Source organism: Phycisphaera sp. (assembly GCA_025916675.1).
Lineage (GTDB): Bacteria > Planctomycetota > Phycisphaerae > Phycisphaerales > UBA1924 > JAHCJI01.
The window spans coordinates 1154711-1174191 of sequence record CP098402.1 but is presented as its reverse complement, the minus strand read 5'-3'; the positions used below and the strand labels follow the sequence as shown (position 1 = coordinate 1174191).

The window sequence follows — 19481 nt, the reverse complement described above, 5'->3', positions numbered from 1 at the left end:
CTTGCGAACCGGCGACCTAGCCTCGCCGGTGATCGCCGAGGGATTCTACGACGAGCCCATGCTCTACGACGTGCTGCACGGCAAAGGCACCGCCGACGAGATCCGCGGCCTGCGACACCTCAGCGATCGGCTCGGGCTCGACCCGACCGGCCCCTGGCTCGAGCCCGCCTGCGGCAGTGGCAGGTACGTGCGCGCGGCGGTGGCCCAGGGCGTTCGCGTCGCGGCGTTCGACCTATCCCCGGCCATGATCGACTACGCACGATCGCGTATGGACGCCGCGGATCCCGGTATGTACCGCCTGGGCGTGGCCGACATGCGCACGTTCGATGCCGCGAGCCTCGCTCCCGGCTGGAGATTCGATCTGGTCTTCAACCCGATCAACACGATCCGCCACCTCGAGAACGACGCCGACCTTCTCGCGCACATGCAGCGCGTCCACGACGCGCTGCGTCCGGGCGGCGTCTATGTCATCGGCCTCAGCCTGAGCGTCTATGGCTTCGAGCAACCAAGCGAGGACACCTGGCAGGGCTCGCGCGGGTCCCTGAAGGTGAACCAGGTCGTCCAGTACACCCCCGCCCACGGTGGCCGCGACCGCACGGAGCAGGTCCACAACGTGCTCGCCGTCACCCGCCCGAGCGGCACGCAAGTCATCCCCTCGGCGTATGGCCTGCGCAGCTATGACCGATCGCAATGGGAAACCGTGCTCACGCGATCTCCCCTCTCGGTGTGGGGGTGCGTCAACGAGCAAGGGCGTGACATCGAACCGGCGTCGCCAGGCTATGCGCTCTGGGTTCTACGGCGCGAGCGGTAGCGATCAGGGAGCATCAACCTGATAATTCAGCCTGGCGCCGACATCGACATCTTCGACCGCCAACAGGATGCGCCCCGCATCGGCCGAGTACACGCCGCGCAACAGCAACTCACGCCGGGCGGTCGAACCCGGCGCGAGCTGGGCAATCACCGCCCGCTGCCGGCCCACGCCCGGTGCAATAGCCGTAGCTTCGAGGGTGACCGGACGCTGGCCCAGATTCCGTATCTCGGCGAGCACGAGCACGCCGTCACCGGTCCGCCGGGCCGACGCCGTGACATCAAGGTAGTCCAGCCCGATGCGGAACGGCACGTCGACACGCACACGCCGGGCGGAGTTCTCGCCGCGGATGTCCAGTTCGAGCCCAAGGCTCTTCCGGCCCGCGGGTTCGCTGCGTCGGAATCGGATGTTGACGGGCGCGCGGCGTTCCTGCCCGCCTTCGAGCAACAGGTCGGTCAGGCGGGGAGAGATCTCCCAGGAACGCTCGCTGACGGGGAGACCTCCAAACCCGCCCGGCGACACGATCCGGGCGCGGACCGAGGTAACCCCGGGCCACGGGTTATACATGACAAGCGCCGCCTCGTGATCGACATCGATCGCGGGCAGCAAGGCGGGCTCGAGACGCAGCGAGGCGATGAACATCAGCAGGTCGGTATCAATCCCCTCGACAAACACCGGCATATCGCCCAGTGGGATCCGATGGACCAGCCGGGGGGTGGGTGTGTGCGGCTCGGGAACCTCCGTGGCGTTGATCACGGTCATGTTCCCAAAGACGTCGTACACTCGTACGGGCAGTTCACCCAGATAGAGCTCGAAATGATCGACGCTCCTTGTTGCAGACGGCCGCAGCACGAGCAGCCCGCCGCTCCCATCAACGCGGTCAACCGCGGGCTCATAAACGCTCGCCTCGATGCCGTCGGCGTTGTCGAAGCCGTAAATCCGCCTCAGCCCCACCAAGCGGTCGCCGATGCCACGCCATGCGGCCAGGCGCGCGTCCATCTCGACCCGACCGGTGCTCGGTTCCCACTCGAACGCCCCGGCCAGTCCAAGGCGCATGGGTGCTGCCGGCACCTCGGCACCGGATGTCTTTGGGATCGCGGGCAGAGCATCCCAAAACGCGAGCATCTGCTCCGCAAGGCGTGCCACGGAGCCTCGCCGGCTGTGCAATGTGGGCGCCAGCGGACCAAGCACGATCACGCCCTCGGCGGTCTTGTTCGATCCGATCATGCCTTGCAAGCGATCGGAGACCTCGCCAACCCATCCGGCATCGGCATCCGGCGGTGCACCAACCGTGACGGCCCATCGGCGGCCGTTATCCGAATCAACAGCCGGCAGCGTGGCACCAGCGGGATCGAACCTCCCCCACCACGGAATGCCAACGGTGGGCTCAGGCGCCAAGCGGGCGAGGCGCGTCGAAATGGCATCCAAGCGCGCAACAGTACCGGGAGATGCCGCGAGTGCATCGTTGCCAAGCGGCCCAATATGCCAACGGTCCACGCCCACGGCGAGCCTATCGATCAGACCCACCAGGAAATCGTCCCACAGTTGCGCGTCCTCGAGGGCCATGAACGCCCGATCGCCCCCACTGGTGTGGCCCTGGTCGCCCGACTCATCACCGGCTTCGAGCACGATGGTCGTTTCAACGCCGAGCCGCGTCCGCATCGCGGTAATCTGTCGCGCCAGTCCAGACCAGGCCTGATTCGCAGGATTGGCCAGCCCCGCTGGTTCGGCAGGAATCTCGACGGTTGCCATCAGCGAGCGTGAACCGCTGCGCTCGAGGATCTCACCGGCGACAGCGGGCATACCTTCGCCGGGTGAGTCCGGGAAGACCAGGCCGAGCCGCCGGCGATCGGCGAGCATCGCCAGGGACACCCGATCGGGCACGGCACCGTCACTGGTCGAGCCAACGGCGTTCGCCACCCGCGCAACATCGGGCAGCCACACGAAACGCTCGCTCAGCCGCAGCATGGGTGTCTTACCGACGCGGACCACGAGTTCGGCTTCGTACCAGCCCAGAGCGGGAAGCTCTGGCTGCCAGCGATACTCGCGATGGCCCATCTCGAATTGCTCGCTCCGGTGCGCCACGACGACACCATCGATGTCACGCACGAACAGGTCGATCACGACGTGGTCGCCCGAGAGGTCTCGGACGGCTGCCAGGAGTTCGGGCCGCTCGCCCGCGACAAAGGTATTGCTCTCTCGCACGCTCGCAAGCGAGGCGGTTGGTAATTGCACGACCACGACATCATCAAACCAAACCGATCCGGCGTAGTCCTCTTGCCAGAGCTTGTACGCATCCGCGCCGCCGCCACGTTGTCGTGGTTGGGCCAACTCGAGATCGATCTGCACCGACACCGCCGCCGAGGGCGCAGGAGGGAGCTTCAACAACACAGGCACATAGCCGGGATCCCATCCACCCGATGTGGGCCAGATGACTTGCGAAGTTTCGGTCCCGGCGATCGGCTGGCCCGCCTCGTCCAGCAGCCTCGCGATCAATCGCGGGTGGGCGTGTTCGAGCCCATCGACGCGGACCATCGCACCAACGGCGTACTGCACAGAGGGGAACACCGGCACGACGCCAGGATCAAGCCTCAGGCTCGTACTCCCGCCGGCGGTGTCGAGCCGCACACTGCCGAACCCGCTCGAGGCCTGGGAGGTGTAGTCGAGCCGTCCGAGGTTGGAGATCGGGAATCCCGGCCGCTCACGGACCTCGGGATCGTGCTGGGCACGGATCCAATACAGCGGGATGTCCAGCGAGTTGAACCCCCGCTCCTCGAAGTCGAAGTGGCGGACCACACGGCCGATGGAGGCAGGACGGATGACCTGCTGCGATTGGTCGGCGGCCTCCTCGGGGATCTGGCCCGCGGCAGAACTCACACACAGCAGTGAGAGTGCCAAAGCCTGAAACCACGATCGAAGGACGAACAGGGACATCCCAAGCACTATCGGTCCACGGCCGGGGGTCGCTTCATGAAGCGGGCAGCGAGAGCCCCGTCAATTCGCGCTCGCGGAGGCGGTACATGGTCGAATCGTCCCGATGAACACGACGAGGGCTCGCCGGCACAGCGGGCCACGCCTCATCCAATCCGGACATCCGCAGCGCCAGAACCGAGCCACTCGCGAACCGCACGCCCGTGGCGGGCTCGCTATTGGCAGAGTTGTCCACCACCGGCCCCGGCTGGGTGTGCGGTGCGGACGCCGGAGGCCCCCACAACGCCACGATCAACCCGAAGAGCGCGATACAACCCGCAATGGCACCCCCCCGGCGGACCCGAACCACCATCCGCCTCCGAGCGACAGCGTCACCGACCGACCCGGGCATAGGGCCAGACTCGGTTGTCGCCAGTTCCTTGAACATGCGATCGTCATCCAACATGCTGGTGTCCTCCTGAGCGTACCGGAGATTCGTTCGATTCGCGTGCCAGAGCGATGCCGCGGGCGTACCGATCCGCCGCGACCGACCTCGACACACCCAGCGCCTCGGCGAGCCTCTCCAGCGTGAAGCCATAGGCATGCCGCAACACCACCGCCTCGCGCAGCCGTGCGGGCATGCGTTCCAGCAGCGCGCTCAGGTCATCGCGGCTCCGATCGGGATCTGGCTCCCTGACCCGCGCATCCCGATCTCGTGCCGTGGCCCTCCCCGCGGCGCGCCGCGAGTTCAATGCGGCGTTCCGCGTCAGCGTACACAACCAGGCCGCAGGATCACGAACACCCCTGATCTGCGACCGCTTCACCCTCAACGCCCCGAGAAACACCGCCTGCACCACGTCGTCCGCGGCCGCATCCCCAACCAACGATCCGGCATACGCGCGGAGCGCTCCGGCGTGACGCGCCCACAACTCCCGGGCGGCCGCGTCGTCCCCGCGATGGAACGCGGCGAGCAACGCCCGATCTTCCACGATCCGGGCGCTGCTCGCTTCCTCGCTGTTCGCGGTGTCAGCCATCACCGTCCACGTGATCCCTGAACGCCCGCAGCTTCGCACGAGCCTCCGCGTCTCGGTTCTGGGCGTTGCTCAGGGAGGGAACGATCAGACTCGTCAGCGGCCCGTGTTGCCCCTCGACACACGCCCGCTCGATCTCGTGGAGCGCCGCCTGCGGATCATCCTCACGCCAGGCCTCCAGCACCAGGTCGAAGACGTCCACGACCCGCTCCGTCGCCCGCTTGAACGCGGCCCCATCCATCGCGCGAACCTCGTTGGCGTGCGTGTTGTCTTCTCCCGAGAACGAGAAGTCCATCGCTGCCAGAAAGTCCCGCCCCGCGTTCGGGCCATGGAACTGCCGCGCGAGCGAAGCGGCCATGTCCTGCTCGATACGCAAAGCGCCCTCGACGTTGTACGGATCATCAAGCGGGAACCGCTCGAGCGCCTCACCAATGACCCGGCGAATCGCAGCCGGATCCCCCGCACGATCAAGAAGCCACTCGGACTCCTCGATCACGATCCACATGATCGCCACGCTCACCAGCGAGTTGATGAGCGTCCGGTCCCCCACGACGTGACGAGACAGGCGGATCGTCGACGCCAGGCGCTCGGCCGCGCCGGCCTCATCGCCCGCCAGCGCCAACCGCCGCGCGTCGGCCACCATCAGGAACGCAATACCCCGCATCGGCCCAAGGTGCGAGATCAGCATCGCATAGCCGTCCTCGTACCGAATCTGAAAATCGCACACCGGCGTCCGCGTCGCCCGCTCGGCATCATCCAGATACCCGGCCAACTCGACCAGTTCCAACGCCAGTGCACCACCGGGCTCCAGCGTCGCCGGCGAGTCAACCGCCACCTCGCCAGAGTCCGGCCGCGGGTGCATTTGCAGGTTTACCGCCCCCTTGGCCCGATCGATCACCTCAGAGTGGCCGCTGGCGGTATGGATCAGCCGCCAATACTCCAGCGCGGCGTTCCGATCGGTCGCCCGACCCACCTGGGCCGTCTGGGCCATTCCATCGCCAAGGGGCATCGCCTGGGCCACGGGCCCCAGCGCCAGCCCACACGCGGCGAGCATGAGTGTCATTCGAGTACGCATCGCTGGCTCCTTTGCCATTGGGGGGCCGTCGTAGCAAGCCCCGGTTCTCTATACCACTCGACACCGCCCAAGGCCGCACCGTCCGGGCCTAACCTCGACTCCATGCCCAAAAACTCCAAAAACTCTGAACAGACCGAAAACCAGCCCCAAGCCCCACTCATGCTCGGCGTCAGCGGCATGCGGGGCATTACCGGCCGCAGCCTCACCCCAGAGGTCGCCCTCCGATACGCCGCCGCTTACGGAACATTCCTCAAGGGCCAGAACCCCGCCCCCCACGTCCTCATCGCCCGCGATGGCCGGCGGGGAGGCGAGGCCGTGTATGAGGCGGCCGTGGCGGGCCTGCTCGGATCCGGCTGCTCGGTCACCCGCCTGGGCGTCGCAAGCACCCCCACCATCGGCTTCGCGGCCATGGGCGAGGTCGGCGGCGCCGTCATCGTCACCGCAAGCCACAACCCCCAGGAATGGAACGGCCTGAAGCTCCTCATAGCCGGAACCGCCGGCAACGGCGAGACCGAGTTCGACTTCGCGTGCGCCCCACCTGCCGATCTCGCCCACCAGATCATCGAGCAATACCAGGCAGGGCCCGAATGGGTGGACGCGAGTTGTTTCACCTCGCTCCAAGATGAGTCGGACGCTGCAACCCAGCACTGGGTGAACGTCTCTATCCTCGTCTTGCACCAGATGCCCGACGAAGTGTTCCAGCAGCACGATAGAGAGGGCACCATCGGCCTCCGCTGCGTCCTCGACGCCGTCAACAGCTCCGGCGCCCTCGTCGGCATGCCCTTCCTCGACTACCTCGCCGACGTCATCCCACTCAATTGCTCACCTTCGGGCGTCTTCCCCCACACCCCCGAACCCACCAGAGAAAACCTCTCGGGCAAGGGCGGCCTCTGCACCGTCGTGCCCGGCGTCGAAGCCGACGTCGGGTTCGCCCAAGACCCCGACGCCGATCGCCTGGCCATCGTCGACGAAACCGGCCGCTACATCGGCGAAGAATACACCCTCGTGCTCTCCGCACTCGCGTTGCTCGAAGCCGAAGAAGACACCAACGATGCCATCCTCGTCACCAACCTCTCCACCAGTCGCATGATCGACGACCTCGCCGAACGCTTCGGCGCCCGCGTCGAGCGCACCCCCGTGGGCGAAGCCCACGTCGTCGGCCGCATGCTCGAACTGCTCGCCGATGACAAGAACGTCGTGCTCGGCGGCGAGGGCAACGGCGGCGTCATCTGGCCCGCCGTCTCGTTCGTGCGAGACTCGGTCGTCGCCATGGGCCTCACCCTCGCCCTCATGGCCCGCCACGGCAAGCCGCTGAGCGAGATCGTCGACAGCCTGCCCAGCTACGCCATCGTCAAGCGCAAGCAGGACATCCCAAACAAGGAAGCCGCCAAGCCCGCCATCGACGCGGTCACCAAAGCCTTCGAGGGCCCCGGCCGCGTCGACCTCCAGGACGGCGTGCGCATCGACCTCGACGACCAGAAGGCCTGGCTCAGCGTGCGTGCCAGCAACACCGAACCCATCGTGCGGCTCATCGCCGAAGCGCCCGACGAAGAGGCCGCCAACGCCCTTCTCGACGAGGTCCAGAAGCTGCTGGCTTAGAGCTTGCCGAGCCGCTCGATGGCTTGCTCGATCGTCGCCCGCTTCTTGCAGAACGCGAACCGCACGAATCGTGTACCCTGCGAGCGATCGATATAGAACGAACTCGGCGGGATCGCCGCGATGCCCACGTTCTCGACCAGGTGCCTGCAGAACGCCACGTCACCCTCGATGCCCAACCGCTTCGAAACACCGGAGTGGTCGCACAACACGAAGTAGCCCGAGGCCGGACGAAACACGCACAGCCCCGCCCGTTCGAGCGCCTCGCACAGCAGGTCGCGGTTCGCGCGCATGTTCTCGCAGAGTTGAACAGTGCTGTCCAGGTGCTCGAGCAACGCCTTCGCGGCCGCGGCCTGCGCGGGCGCATTGGCGCAGAACGTCAGGAACTGGTGCGCGCTGCGCACCGCCTGGCCCAGAACCGGCGCCGCCACCGTCCAACCAACCTTCCACCCCGTCGCGCTAAACAGCTTGCCGATGCTGCCCATCGTGATCGTCCGCTCGGCCATGCCGGGATAGCCCGCCAGCCGCCGGTGCTCGCCCTCGTACACCAGGTGGTCGTACACCTCGTCGGTGATCGCGATGGCGTCGTGCGTCACGCACAACTCGGCGATGAGCGACAACTCCTCGTGCGAGAACACCTTGCCCGTGGGGTTGTGCGGCGTGTTCAGCAGGATCGCCTTGGGCTCCTGCGCGAACGCCTCGCGCAGCTTACTTTCATCGAACACGAACTCGCCACGTTCGTCCGGAGCCAGCGTGACGGGGATGACCTTGGCCCCGGCCATCGACGCCGTCGCCTGATAGCTGTCATAGCACGGCTCGAACAGGATCAACCCATCGCCCGGATTGATGAGCCCCAGCATGGTGGCGGCGATGGCCTCGGTGCAGCCGCAGGTCGTCGTCACCCAAGCATCGGGATCAACGTCGAGCCCACCGAGTTGAGCGAACCAATGGGCGATCCCACGACGCAGCTCGGGGAGGCCCGTAAGAGGCGCATACTGGTTCATGCCACCGCCAGCGGCCCGACCCATGGCCTCCAGCATCGCCGCCGGGCCGTCAAAGTCGGGAAAGCCCTGCGACAGATTTACCGCCTTGTGGCGCATCGCCAGAGCCGTCATCTCCGCGAAGATGGTCGATCCATAGGGCCGCAAGCGGTCGGCGACAGCATTCGACTTGATCATGACCAGCAGGGTACGTCCCTAGGCTCCACCATGCTGCCAGAAGGTTCGCCAATCCCTGATGTCACGATTCCCGCAACGCCGGGCCTGTGCGAAGAGCCCACGACGCTGCGCGATTTGGTCGCCGAAGGACCAATCGTCTTGTATAGCTACCCCGCCGATGGATCACCGATGTGTACCCGGCAGGCCTGCATGATGCGTGACGAGATGTCCAAGAAGGCCGAAGAGTTTACCAGCGCCGGGCTGCGCGTTGTCGGGGTGAGCCCACAAGACCGCAAGAGCCATGACAAGTTCGCCTCGAGGCACGACCTGCCGTTCCCGATTATCGCCGATGAAAAGAAAATTATCTTGCGAGCCATTGGCGGCCTGGGTATTCTGGGCATGCCCCGCCGCGTGACGTATCTGCTCTTGCCCGATGGCACTGTGGGGCAAGCGATCACCGCAGATCTGCGCCTCTCCCGGCACAAACAGTTCATCAGAGCCGCGCTCGCCGCCGTAGAGACGTAGTCCGCATCTTCCGTTCGCCACATGTTCATGGGCACAACTGCTCATGAATACACCTTCACGATGGCAGTAGCACCTCAAGCTTGGGTTTAGTATCGGGAACAACCCGATGCGATACGTATTGGACTTGCGTTCCCCGAAAGTTACTTGTAGTTTCTCCGATGATAACACACCCGCCACCAGCCCAAATTTGTTGAGAATCCACCATGCCCAAAACTGTGTTCCTTCTTCGTTGGTTGCCACTCACCGTTGCACTGGCGCCCGCTGCCGCCCTCGCGCAGAGCGCATTCATTCCACTCGGCGACCTGCCGGGCGGCGACGCGTTCTCGTCGGCCAACGGGGTCAGTTCCTTTGACGCGGCCTTGGGAGGAGTCGATAGCCTCGTGGTGGTGGGCAATGCCGCAAGCGCCAATGGCCGTGAGGCGTTCCGCTGGACCCAAGCCGGCGGAATGGTTGGCTTGGGCGATCTCGGCGGTTCGTTCTTCTTCAGCTTTGCCTCGGGGGTCAATGCCGATGGGTCGCTGGTGACCGGTGCCGCCGCGGCCGCACCGGGCATTCTGGCTTATCGCTGGCGGCAGGATTCGGGCATGGCTTCCCTGGGCGACCTACCGGGTGGCCCGGTGCAGAGCGAGGCGAACGCGATTTCCGCCGACGGCGATTCGATCGTCGGTGCGAGCCGTTCGGCGTCGGGTCCGCTGGGCGACGAGGCGTTTCTTTGGACTCCCGCACTCGGCATGATCGGGCTCGGCCGGCTCGGGGGGGGCGGCTCCTCGACAGCCACAGCGGTCAGCGGAGATGGCTCGATCATCGCCGGCACGGCGGACGCCGATGGCGCGACCACGCAGCCATTCCGTTGGACGGCGCCCGGTGGCATGGTCGCGCTCGAGTTGCTCCCCGGGCCATCGCCCGTCGGAGAGGCCGCGGGCATCAGCCAAGACGGGGCGACCATCGTTGGCTGGTCGACCGGATCCGGCGACCAGCGGAATGCCGTGCGGTGGACCGATTCCGGCATCGAGAGCCTCGGCGCTCCGCCCCCGTTCGAAGACAGCGACCTGATTGCCCAGGCTGCCAGCGAGGACGGTTCCGTGATCGTCGGCTGGGGCCAAGCGGGCGCTTCGCTCACGGCCATGTACTGGACCCAGGACGATGGCGTGCGATCGTTGCAAGACACGCTGACGAGCGACTTCGGCCTGGACCTCACCGGCTGGACGCTGACACTCGCCCTGGACGTGACCGTCCACACCGACAGCGGCCAGACGGCCATCGTTGGCGCGGGCACGAACCCGAGCGGCCAGACCGAGGCCTTCCTGGCGGTCCTTGACCCCGCACCGCCGTGCCGTGTCGACCTCGACGGCGACGGCGTGCCGACCATCTTCGACTTTCTCGCGTTCCAGACGCTGTTCGACGCGGGCGACCTCCGGGCCGACTTCGACGGCGACGGTGTGCTGACCATCTTCGACTTTCTTCGATACATCGACGAGTTCGACGACGGCTGCCCGTGACGGTTGCCGGTACCACCGCCGCCTCGCTTCGGCGCGGGCCCGCTTTTCGGCTTCGGCCTTCGCGCGGGCCTTCATGCGGGTACGGATGGGAACGCGGATCGGGTTGAGTTTCTCGTCGAGCATGATCACACGTTACAGGAACGGCTTGCGGCGTCAAGCCGTTTTTCGTGCAGCGCCGCCGGGTTGCGCGCTTCGGTGGTGATCCGGTCCAGATTGTGACGGCCGCTTGGGGTCGGGCCGGCTTTGGGACCTGCCAGAACCACTTTCCTGCCTATTTCCACAAGGGTCGGCGGCCGAGGCTGCAAAATGGCCGCGAATCTGCAACGGATGCTCGCGAGATCGGGTATATTCACCGTCTGCACGGGGTGCTTGTGCGGGGTGATCCCGGACCGCCTCCCGGCTTTGGGAGTTCTGGTATGTGATGCGAAAGGGGAATCGCGATGATGCATGGAGCGGGGCGTCGGGCGTTTACGGTTTGTGGGGTCGTTGGAGCACTGTGGGTCTCTTCGAGTGCCTATGGCCAGTCGATTTGCGGCGAATGGGCTCCCTTGGTAGAAGGGATCACGCCTGGGTTTCCAACTCCGGGCCAAGATCGCATCTCACAGATGGCGGTCTTCGACGCGGGCGATGGGCCGATGCTCTATGTCGTCGGAAACTTCCAGGCGATCATCGACCCGGTCTTTGGCGAGGTGCGTTCGCCGGCGATCGCCCGATGGGACGGCGAACGCTGGCTCGCCGTCCCTGGGCTCGATGGTGCGGAGTTCGAGCCCGACGCCCGGGCGATCACGCTGACGGTTTGGGATGATGGTACCGGGCCGGCGCTCTACGTCGGCGGCGAGTTTACCACGATCGCTGGCCTTGAGGCCGAAGGCATCGCGCGATTCGACGCGTCGGGCTGGTCCACGCTCGGTGAGCCCACGCTTGGAGGCGTCCGGGGTCGCGTGCTGGCTATTCACGCGCACGATTTCGGCGATGGCGAGGCGCTGTATGTGGGCGGCGAGTTCGTCGACCGCGGCACGACCGAATCGGCGGGCGGTGTCCAGCGCTGGAGCGGTTCCACATGGTCGCCGGTTGGGGATGACGCGCCGCCGAAGGGCGGTGCCGTGTATGGGCTGGCGAGCTTCGGAGGCGACCTGTTTGCATCGGGAAATTACTACTTGATTGGCGATGAGATCGGCGGCAGGATTGCCCGCTTTGATGGTGTGGCGTGGACCCGCCCCGTGGGCCCCGATCAGGAGTTGTTCGCTGCGGACTTTTGGCCGATGCTGCCGTGGACGTACGAGGGACGCCCGGTGCTGGCTGCCGGCGGTCGGCTCACGTTGCTGCAGGGCGGTGAGGAGATCGCGCGGGACGGCGTAATCGTGTGGGACGGCCAGGCGTGGCGGCCGCTGTCGGCGGTCTGGGAGACCTTTCACGCCACGGACTTGGTCGTGTTCGACGACGGCGGCGGCGAGGCCTTGTTCGCCGGCGGCAACTTCATCCTGTCATCCAATGGCGTGGCTAAGTACCAAGACGGTCGCTTCGTCCCGATCCGCACGAGCGACATGGGCGTACTTGACTTGCTGGTGTTCGACGCTGGCTCGGGGCCCGACTTGCACTCTGCGGGCTCGTTCATCAACCCATCGCGCCGAGCCGGTTCGGTGGCGCGTTGGGCGGCCGAGCCCCTGTGTCGGGTCGACGTGAATAACGATTGCACGGTGGATGCCGACGACTTCGCCGCGTTTCTGGTCTTGTTCTCGCGAGAGAACCCGCGTGCCGACATGGATCGGGACGGGGCGTTCACGCTGTTCGATTACCTTGAGTTCCAGAACCAGTTCGTGGCCGGCTGCCCCTAACTCCCTCTTGGGTCGTCGATCGGGAAGGCCGGGCGGGCGAGGGGGCGCAGGGCGAGGGCGAGGAGGGATCGCTCGTCGTCGTCGCCCGCGATGCGGTTGACCTTGAGCACCGAGCAGCGGGCGCACCGGTGGACGAGCACCCATTCGCCCGCGTCGTCGCTGCTTGAGCGAACGGCCACGGCGATGGGCTCCATCGTGCCGCCGCAGGGGCTGGCGCGATCGCCGGGGGTGTCGTCAACGTGCTTGCTGTGCAGGCAGGCGGGGCAGTGGTTGCGTTGCTTTGTGCCCCAGGCGCTGCCGGTGACGTGCGCGCGGCAGTTGATGCAGGTGAAGCCCTCGGACTCGTCGCGCCGGCCGTGGCGTGGGCGGGGCTGGTGGTCGGGTTGGTCGGAGTTGGCACGGTGGTCGCGCCCGGAACGGTTGCGGTTCTTTGGTGGCATGTGGGAGATGGCCCATCGCGTCGGGCGGAAGATCGCCGCGACGCGGATTCAAGAGATCACTGGCTGAACGGCGCCCGGGGCCGGCCTCATCCCCACGCGCGGGCCTCGCGCAACGACAGCCGAGCCGGCTCGTCAAACGCGAGCGGCAGGGCCCCTGGGATGGGCAACGCAACCTGTTCAGGCAATCACGGTCATCAGTGGCAAGCGTAGCCACCGCCTCCAGCCGCCGCCCTACGCTGGCCCAATGCGAATCCTGCTCACTAACGACGACGGCATCCGGGCCCCGGGCATCGTGGCCCTGTACGACGCCCTGATGGACACCATCCCGGGCCACGAGGGGACGCTGGGCGGGCCGATCATGGTCGCTGGCACGCCGATCGAGCTGATCTACACCGTTGCCCCCGCCACCGTGCAGAGCGCCACGAGCCACGGGGTGACGTTTCATGAGCCGTTGATGGTCGAGCCGGCGCGGATTCGGGGCCGGATGAATGGTGCCGCGGTTGATGGGCGGCCGGCTGACTGTGTGAAGCTGGCGCTCAGTGAGATCTGGCCGGGCGAGTTTGGCCCGGGACCCGACGGGAAGCCCTCGAGGCCGGATCTGGTCATCAGCGGCATGAACGCCGGGGCGAACTGCGGGATTAACGTGATCTACTCCGGGACCGTGGCGGCTGCGATCGAGGCGGCGTTCTTGGGGATCCCGTCGATCGCGGTGAGTTTGCATCTGGGCAAGGCGTCGACGCGGTTCGATGTTGGCGCGATCCACGCGCGGCGGGCGATCGAGACGCTTCTGGCCGACGGGCTGCCGAGGCCGCACGAGGTGCTGAACCTGAACGTGCCTCGGTGCGAGGATCCGATCGATGACACCCCCGAGGCGCGGGCCGAAGCCAACCAGCAGCGCACCAGCGCGGGCTTGCCCACCAACTTCGACCAGAGCGACACACGCGTGACCCGGCAGGGCAACGAGGCGGTGCATCCGGCCGATCCCGACGAGCGGCTGCCGATCGTCGTGTGCCCGATGAACACGCACGGCCACGTGGACCGGTTCGAGGGCCGGGTGAGCCCCGGCGGGCGGAGCTATTACTGGGCGGCGGCCGGGGGCATGGACTTCCAGGACACCGAGAGCGGCACCGACGTCGATTGGTTGTTCCGCCGGGCGGTGACGGTGACGCCACTGCGGTATGACCTGACCAACGAGGCGTCGATCGACCGCTGGGCTAAGTCGGCTGGTCCGATACCCACCTCGGCGACCAAGGGGGCCTGAAACGCGCCGGCTTCCTACAATAGTGGGCTGCGATCGGAGTACGCCCGCCCCATGTTGATGCGACTGATCTACGACGAGAAGCTGGCCCAGGGAGCCTATCTCATCGGCTGCCAGAAGAGCGGCGAGGCCATCGTCGTCGATCCGCAGCGTGATGTGGATCGCTACATCGAGATCGCCGAAGCGAACGAACTGAGGATCGTGGCCGTCGCCGAGACGCACATCCACGCCGACTTCGTCAGCGGTGCGCGGGAGATGGCCGAGCGGACGGGTGCCCGCGTGTATGTTTCGGGTGAGGGCGGGGACGACTGGCAGAGCCGATGGGTTGGCGGGTATGACCACACCATCCTGAAAGACGGCGACACGTTCGGCATCGGCAACATCGAGTTCAAGGCTGTCCACACACCTGGGCACACGCCCGAGCACATGGTGTACGTCGTGACCGACCACGGCTCGGGAGCCAGCGAGCCCATCGGCGTGTGCAGCGGCGACTTCCTGTTCGTGGGCGACCTGGGCAGGCCCGACCTGCTGGAAACCGCGGCCGGTCAGGTCGGCGAGCGCGAGCCCGGCGCACGCCGGTTGTTTTCCAGCGCCCAGTGGCTGAACTCGCTGCCCGAGTACGTCCAGGTGTGGCCCGGGCACGGCTCGGGGAGTGCGTGCGGCAAGGCGCTGGGTGCCGTGCCCATGAGCACCATCGGGTACGAGAAGCGGTACAACGGCACGCTTAGGGCGGCCGTCGGTCCGGACGCCAGCGAACGCTCGTTCGTCGATTCGATTCTGGAAGGCCAGCCCGAACCCCCGCTGTATTTTGCGCGCATGAAGCGGGTGAACAGGGACGGCCCAGAGGTGATGGGGAAGCTCCCCCAGCCCCGGCAGCTCTCGATCTCGGACATTGTCGGGCTCGATGCCGAGCAGGTTGCGATCCTTGACACGCGGTCCTGGCCGCAGTTTCGCGACGGCCACCTGCCCGGGGCCATGAGCTTCCCGTTGCTCACGACATTTAACACCGACGTGGGCTCGATGGTGCGCGAGGACGAGGACATCTACCTCATCATCGAACCGGATCGCGTCGAAGAAGCCGTCCGGGACCTTGTCCGGATCGGCTTGGATCGCATCAAAGGATGGATCGATCCAGCGGAACTCGCCGGGGCACCTCCCCACCCGGATACCCCGCTGGTCACCACGCCCGAAGTCGAGCCGGCCCAAGCGGCGAAGCTCATCGATCAGGGCATCGTGGGTGTTTTGGATGTGCGGCGTGCGACGGAGTTCGCCGCCGGCCACCTCCAGAATGCCCGGAACATAGCTCACACGCGGCTGGCGTCTCGTCTCGACGAGTTGCCGACCGATGGGAAGCTGCTGGTACACTGCCTGGGCGGGATCCGTTCCGCCCGTGCCTGCGGCTTCCTCCAGCGTCTGGGCTACGACGTTATCAACATGAAGGACGGCTACGAGGCCTGGCTTAAGGAGCACGCCAGCGCCGCCGTCTAATAGGGACCGATCTCGAGGGGAGTCAGAAAAAATGGACGGCAGCGACCGCACGGTTGATGCCAGCACCCTGCAGGCGTGGCTCCAGACGGGCCAGGCCGTGCTGGTGGATGTACGCGAGCCATTCGAGCACGCAACCGAGCGCATTGAGGGCGCTCGGCATGTGCCATTGGGACAGATCGAGCCCGACACGCTCAAAGCCCAACACATGGGCGAGCGGCTGGTATTCCATTGCCGCAGCGGGGCGCGCTCTGGCAAGGCGCTCGAACGTTGCGAGATCGTCTTTCGACAAGCCGGCATCGAGACGTTCCACCTCAGGGGCGGCATCGAGGCCTGGAAGGCAGCCGGGAAGCCGGTGGCGCACACCACCGGAGCACCCCGGCTGGAGATCATGCGGCAGGTGCAGATCGCCGCGGGCTCGCTCGTGGCCATCGGCATGCTGCTCGGTGTCACGCTCACACCCTGGCTGCTGGTTGTGCCAGCTTTTGTCGGTTGCGGGCTGCTCTTCGCCGGCCTGAGCGGTTGGTGCGGCATGGCCAAACTGCTCGCCGCCATGCCTTGGAATCGGAACGGCCCGACGTAAGCCGAAAAAACGCTCCCCCAGATCCCAATCAGCCGGGCAAGCGGCCGGCTGCACCTACAGTTGCCGCCACAGTACTTCCCCCAAGGAGGCGCGCTCGTGCAAGACGCCGTCGTGATGGACAACCTGCGCAAGACCTTCGGGCCCAAGGTGGCCGTCGAAGGGCTCGACCTGCGTGTCAAGGCCGGCAGCCTGACCGGGCTCATCGGGCCCAACGGCGCGGGCAAGAGCACGACCATCCGCATGCTGATGTCCATCCTCTTCCCAGACTCGGGCACGCTGCAGGTGCTGGGCAAGAAGAGTGCGCTCGAGAGCAAGGACCGCATCGGCTACCTGCCCGAGGAACGCGGCGTGTACCGCAAGATGAAGGTCACCCAGTTCCTCAAGTACATCGGCAAGTTGAAGGGCCTGAGCGACCCCGAACTGGGCAACCGCGTCCACCACTGGCTCGAGCGCGTCGAGCTCGCCGATGCCGCTAGCAAGCGGTGCGAGGAGCTGTCCAAGGGCATGCAGCAGAAGGTTCAGTTTGTCGCCGCCGTGCTGCACGAGCCCGAGTTGCTCATCCTCGACGAGCCGTTCAGCGGCCTCGACCCGGTCAACCTGCGCCTGCTGCAGCAGCTCATGACCGAGCAGCACCAGCAGGGCCGCACCGTGATCTTGTGCACGCACGTCATGTTCCAGGCCGAGCAGATGTGCCAGGGCATCGTGATGATCAACAATGGGCAGAAGGTGCTCGACGCGAGCATCGACGAGATCCGCGCTGCCCATGAGTCGAGCGTGGTGCTGTTCGATCCCATCGAAGGGGAAGATCCCCAACAGGTCGCGGGCATCGAGGGCATCCGCCGCATCGAGCGCACGCTTGAAGGTTGGGCCGCCCATATCGATCCCCTGCGGTTGCCCGCTCCCCAGGCCGTGCGTGCGATCGCCAGCGCCCTGGAGGTCCGCAGCGTGGCCGCCAAGCGTGTCACGCTCGAGGATGTGTTCGTCGAGCAGGTCGCCGGCGGGAATGCCGAGAAGCAGGCCGAGGTTCGCGACGCTCTGCATGGGGCGGCCGACGAGAGCGAAGCCCTGGAAGGAGCGTCGGCATGACCCGAATCCTGCACATCGCCGGCCGGGAATTCGCCTCGACGGTTCTCACGAAGGGCTTCATCATCGGCGCGGTCGTCGTGCCGGCGGTGCTGGCCATCGCCATCCCGGTGGTCATCTTCATTGTCAGCCAGCAGAAGGCGCCCGCCATTGTGGGCACGGTCGCGGTGATCGACCCGACGGGCGAGGTTGCGCCGCGGCTTGTGGAGTACCTCAAGCCCGAGGCGATCGCCGAGCGCCGGGGGGACCTTGCGAAGCAGGCCGGCGAGGCCATGCCGTCGATGCCCGGAGCCTCCCCCGATGCCACGGGCCAGGCGATGGACATGGTGCTTGGCACGGCCCCGAACCTCTCCGTGCAGATCCTGGAGCCCGATGCGGATCTCGACGAGGCCAAAGAGCGGATCCGTGCGGCCGTCAAGGACGATCCTGACTCAACCATCGCCGTCGCGATCATCGATCCCAGCGCGGTCGTGAAAGATGAATCGGCGGAACGGTTCGGTGCGTTCAATCTGACGGTCATGCCCAGGCTCGACGATCGGATCATCGACGAGATCCGCGGCGGGTTACGCCGTAGTGTGCGCGAGGCTCGGTACGAGGCGAATGGTTTTGAGATCGAGGACATTGAGGCCTTGACCAGCGTGGATGCGCCGCGCACCACCGAGGTCACCGAGGAGGGTGAGCGCGACTCCACGAGCGCGATGAGCTTCATCCTGCCCATGGTGATGATGATGCTCGTGCTTGGCGCGGTGTTCACGGGCGGCCAGTACCTGCTGACCACGACCATCGAGGAGAAGTCCAACCGCGTGGTCGAGGTGCTGCTGAGCGCCGTCTCGCCCACGCAGCTCATGGCGGGCAAGATTCTGGGGCAGATGCTCGTGGGGTTGTCGATGCTCACGATCTACTCGGGAGTGGGTATCAGTGCCTTGGTTGCGTTTGCGTTGGGCGACCTCATCAACCCCATGGACGTGGTGTGGATGTTCCTATTTTTCCTGACCGGCTACGGCATGATCGCCTCGCTCATGGCGGCCGCGGGGGCGGCCGTCAACGACCTTCGCGAGGCGCAGGCGTTCATGACGCCCATCATGATGTTCATGATGATCCCGTACTTCATGATGATCGTGGTGCCGCGGGCGCCGAACTCGACGCTGGCAGTGACGCTGAGCTTCGTACCGCCGATCAATCCGTTCATCATGATGCTCAGAATCGCTAGTAATAATCCGCCGCCTACGTGGCAGATCCTGCTGAGCCTGGGCGTCGCCGCGCTCGGGGCCGTGGTCGCGGTGTGGCTGGCGGGCAAGATCTTCCGCGTGGGCATGCTCATGTTTGGCAAGCCGCCGAACTTCCGGACGCTGGTTCGCTGGGTGCGGATGGCGTGACCGAGGCCGCATCCCAGACCCCTGGTGCGCAAGATCTCTACGAGCTCTGTGTGCAGAGCCCCAGGCACGTGGTGGATCTGGTCCGAGCCATCCACGGTGATGAGCCCACGCTGCTCGGCGAGGACTTCGCCGGTAGCGGTGCGGTGAGCCGGGCGTGGGTTGGGCAGAGCGGGCGTCATCGAGCCTGGTGTGTTGATCGGGACGCCGAGACGCTCTCGCGTTGTGATGGTGCGGACCGCATCGAGACCCGTGTCGGCGACGTGATGGACGAGCCGGCGAGTGTCGATGCGATCTGGGTGGGCAACTTTTCCGTTGGTTACCACCATGATCGGGCGAGCTTGCTCGCTTACCTCAAGCACGTTCGGGCACGGTTGAAGCCGGGTGGGGTCTTCGTGTGCGATACCTATGGCGGCGAGACGGCCTACACCATCGGCGAGGTCCACCGCTTCCATCCCCTACCTGCAGAGCACGCACCCGACGGCAAGGGCGGCTGGCGCGTGCGGTATACGTGGGAGCAGCGTGAGGCCAACCCGCTCACGGGCATGGTGACCAACGCGCTGCACTTCCGCATCGAGCGGGCGGGCTTTATCGACGCCGAACACATTGATGCGTTCGTCTACCACTGGCGACTTTGGTCGGTGCCGGAATTACGCGACGCCTTGCTCGAAGCGGGGTTTGCCTCGTCCGCGGTCTATGGCCAGCTCCCCGACGCGGTCGACGGCGACGGCCGGCCGTACATCCAGCCGATGGACGACACGGAGGAGGCCGACGACAGTTTTATCGTGTGCGTCGCGGCTCGGGCCTGACAGGTTCCTGCTGC

17 protein-coding genes are annotated in these 19481 nt (G+C 66.2%); 11 read left to right on the top strand and 6 right to left on the bottom strand.

What is annotated here, in order from left to right; translation table 11 throughout:
• Window positions 1-28: 28 nt before the first annotated feature.
• Window positions 29-811, top strand: coding sequence for a class I SAM-dependent methyltransferase (locus tag NCW75_05045; protein ID UYV13650.1), 783 nt, complete (start codon window positions 29-31; stop codon window positions 809-811).
• Window positions 812-814: 3 nt separating this feature from the next.
• Here the strand turns inward: NCW75_05045 and NCW75_05040 are convergent, their stop codons facing one another.
• Genes NCW75_05040 through NCW75_05025 form a run of 4 tightly spaced genes read right to left on the bottom strand, consistent with a single transcriptional unit; the run spans window position 815 to window position 5824 of the window.
• Window positions 815-3742 (bottom strand): hypothetical protein, encoded by a 2928-nt coding sequence (locus tag NCW75_05040; GenBank protein UYV13649.1) that lies wholly within the window; start codon window positions 3740-3742, stop codon window positions 815-817.
• A 34-nt stretch (window positions 3743-3776) separates the two neighbouring features.
• Window positions 3777-4184 (bottom strand): hypothetical protein, encoded by a 408-nt coding sequence (locus NCW75_05035; GenBank protein ID UYV13648.1) that lies wholly within the window; start codon window positions 4182-4184, stop codon window positions 3777-3779.
• The gene (locus NCW75_05030) at window positions 4174-4752 is read right to left on the bottom strand and encodes a sigma-70 family RNA polymerase sigma factor (protein UYV13647.1); all 579 of its coding nucleotides are present in this window, start codon (window positions 4750-4752) and stop codon (window positions 4174-4176) included. Before NCW75_05030 ends, NCW75_05035 begins: the two co-directional genes overlap by 11 nt.
• Complete coding sequence (locus NCW75_05025; GenBank protein UYV13646.1) at window positions 4745-5824, bottom strand: hypothetical protein; 1080 nt, start codon at window positions 5822-5824, stop codon at window positions 4745-4747. The genes NCW75_05030 and NCW75_05025 overlap by 8 nt, the downstream gene beginning before the upstream one ends.
• 102 nt (window positions 5825-5926) lie before the next feature.
• Between NCW75_05025 and NCW75_05020 the strand changes: the two genes are divergently transcribed.
• A complete protein-coding gene (locus NCW75_05020; GenBank protein ID UYV13645.1) occupies window positions 5927-7423 on the top strand; it encodes a hypothetical protein in 1497 nt (498 codons plus the stop codon).
• On the opposite strand, the gene NCW75_05015 is transcribed toward NCW75_05020, so the two are convergent.
• On the bottom strand, window positions 7420-8598 hold the full coding sequence (locus tag NCW75_05015) for an aminotransferase class I/II-fold pyridoxal phosphate-dependent enzyme (protein ID UYV13644.1): 1179 nt from the start codon (window positions 8596-8598) through the stop codon (window positions 7420-7422). The two genes, NCW75_05020 and NCW75_05015, sit on opposite strands and share 4 nt — an antisense overlap.
• A 30-nt stretch (window positions 8599-8628) precedes the next feature.
• On the opposite strand from NCW75_05015, the gene NCW75_05010 reads away from it, so the two are divergent.
• The 3 genes from NCW75_05010 (at window position 8629) to NCW75_05000 (ending at window position 12436) form a co-directional block, all read left to right on the top strand.
• Window positions 8629-9102: a peroxiredoxin gene (locus NCW75_05010; protein UYV13643.1), complete on the top strand. Its 474-nt coding sequence runs from the start codon at window positions 8629-8631 to the stop codon at window positions 9100-9102.
• A gap of 203 nt (window positions 9103-9305) precedes the next feature.
• Window positions 9306-10601: a hypothetical protein gene (locus NCW75_05005; GenBank protein UYV13642.1), complete on the top strand. Its 1296-nt coding sequence runs from the start codon at window positions 9306-9308 to the stop codon at window positions 10599-10601.
• Window positions 10602-11206: 605 nt separating this feature from the next.
• Window positions 11207-12436, top strand: a complete 1230-nt coding sequence (locus NCW75_05000) for a hypothetical protein (protein UYV13641.1) — start codon at window positions 11207-11209, stop codon at window positions 12434-12436.
• Here NCW75_05000 and NCW75_04995 read toward each other — a convergent pair.
• Window positions 12433-12876: an RNHCP domain-containing protein gene (locus NCW75_04995; protein UYV13640.1), complete on the bottom strand. Its 444-nt coding sequence runs from the start codon at window positions 12874-12876 to the stop codon at window positions 12433-12435. The two genes, NCW75_05000 and NCW75_04995, sit on opposite strands and share 4 nt — an antisense overlap.
• 244 nt (window positions 12877-13120) lie before the next feature.
• Here NCW75_04995 and surE point away from each other — a divergent pair, with 244 nt between their 5' ends.
• The 6 genes from surE to NCW75_04965 all read left to right on the top strand — a co-directional run bounded on the left by surE (window position 13121) and on the right by NCW75_04965 (window position 19467).
• The gene (gene surE / locus NCW75_04990; protein UYV13639.1) at window positions 13121-14137 is read left to right on the top strand and encodes a 5'/3'-nucleotidase SurE; all 1017 of its coding nucleotides are present in this window, start codon (window positions 13121-13123) and stop codon (window positions 14135-14137) included.
• A 51-nt stretch (window positions 14138-14188) separates the two neighbouring features.
• Window positions 14189-15622, top strand: coding sequence for an MBL fold metallo-hydrolase (locus NCW75_04985; GenBank protein ID UYV13638.1), 1434 nt, complete (start codon window positions 14189-14191; stop codon window positions 15620-15622).
• 31 nt (window positions 15623-15653) lie between these two features.
• Window positions 15654-16202, top strand: coding sequence for a rhodanese-like domain-containing protein (locus tag NCW75_04980; protein UYV13637.1), 549 nt, complete (start codon window positions 15654-15656; stop codon window positions 16200-16202).
• 96 nt (window positions 16203-16298) lie between these two features.
• Complete coding sequence (locus tag NCW75_04975) at window positions 16299-17288, top strand: ATP-binding cassette domain-containing protein (protein ID UYV13636.1); 990 nt, start codon at window positions 16299-16301, stop codon at window positions 17286-17288.
• Window positions 17285-18661 (top strand): ABC transporter permease, encoded by a 1377-nt coding sequence (locus tag NCW75_04970; protein UYV13635.1) that lies wholly within the window; start codon window positions 17285-17287, stop codon window positions 18659-18661. The genes NCW75_04975 and NCW75_04970 overlap by 4 nt, the downstream gene beginning before the upstream one ends.
• A complete protein-coding gene (locus NCW75_04965; GenBank protein UYV13634.1) occupies window positions 18658-19467 on the top strand; it encodes a class I SAM-dependent methyltransferase in 810 nt (269 codons plus the stop codon). The genes NCW75_04970 and NCW75_04965 overlap by 4 nt, the downstream gene beginning before the upstream one ends.
• Window positions 19468-19481 lie beyond the last annotated feature (14 nt).

What these genes read in the sequence shown, in the direction of transcription:
- NCW75_04980 (UYV13637.1), top strand. Translation starts at nt 15,654, where the DNA reads ATGGACGGCAGCGACCGCACGGTTGATGCCAGCACCCTGCAGGCGTGG.
- NCW75_04985 (UYV13638.1), top strand. Translation starts at nt 14,189, where the DNA reads ATGTTGATGCGACTGATCTACGACGAGAAGCTGGCCCAGGGAGCCTAT.
- NCW75_05030 (UYV13647.1), bottom strand. Translation starts at nt 4,752, where the DNA reads ATGGCTGACACCGCGAACAGCGAGGAAGCGAGCAGCGCCCGGATCGTG.
- NCW75_05000 (UYV13641.1), top strand. Translation starts at nt 11,207, where the DNA reads ATGGCGGTCTTCGACGCGGGCGATGGGCCGATGCTCTATGTCGTCGGA.
- NCW75_05035 (UYV13648.1), bottom strand. Translation starts at nt 4,184, where the DNA reads ATGTTGGATGACGATCGCATGTTCAAGGAACTGGCGACAACCGAGTCT.
- surE (UYV13639.1), top strand. Translation starts at nt 13,121, where the DNA reads ATGCGAATCCTGCTCACTAACGACGACGGCATCCGGGCCCCGGGCATC.
- NCW75_05040 (UYV13649.1), bottom strand. Translation starts at nt 3,742, where the DNA reads ATGTCCCTGTTCGTCCTTCGATCGTGGTTTCAGGCTTTGGCACTCTCA.
- NCW75_04970 (UYV13635.1), top strand. Translation starts at nt 17,285, where the DNA reads ATGACCCGAATCCTGCACATCGCCGGCCGGGAATTCGCCTCGACGGTT.
- NCW75_05020 (UYV13645.1), top strand. Translation starts at nt 5,927, where the DNA reads ATGCCCAAAAACTCCAAAAACTCTGAACAGACCGAAAACCAGCCCCAA.
- NCW75_05025 (UYV13646.1), bottom strand. Translation starts at nt 5,824, where the DNA reads ATGCGTACTCGAATGACACTCATGCTCGCCGCGTGTGGGCTGGCGCTG.
- NCW75_05015 (UYV13644.1), bottom strand. Translation starts at nt 8,598, where the DNA reads ATGATCAAGTCGAATGCTGTCGCCGACCGCTTGCGGCCCTATGGATCG.
- NCW75_04995 (UYV13640.1), bottom strand. Translation starts at nt 12,876, where the DNA reads ATGCCACCAAAGAACCGCAACCGTTCCGGGCGCGACCACCGTGCCAAC.
- NCW75_05005 (UYV13642.1), top strand. Translation starts at nt 9,306, where the DNA reads ATGCCCAAAACTGTGTTCCTTCTTCGTTGGTTGCCACTCACCGTTGCA.
- NCW75_05010 (UYV13643.1), top strand. Translation starts at nt 8,629, where the DNA reads ATGCTGCCAGAAGGTTCGCCAATCCCTGATGTCACGATTCCCGCAACG.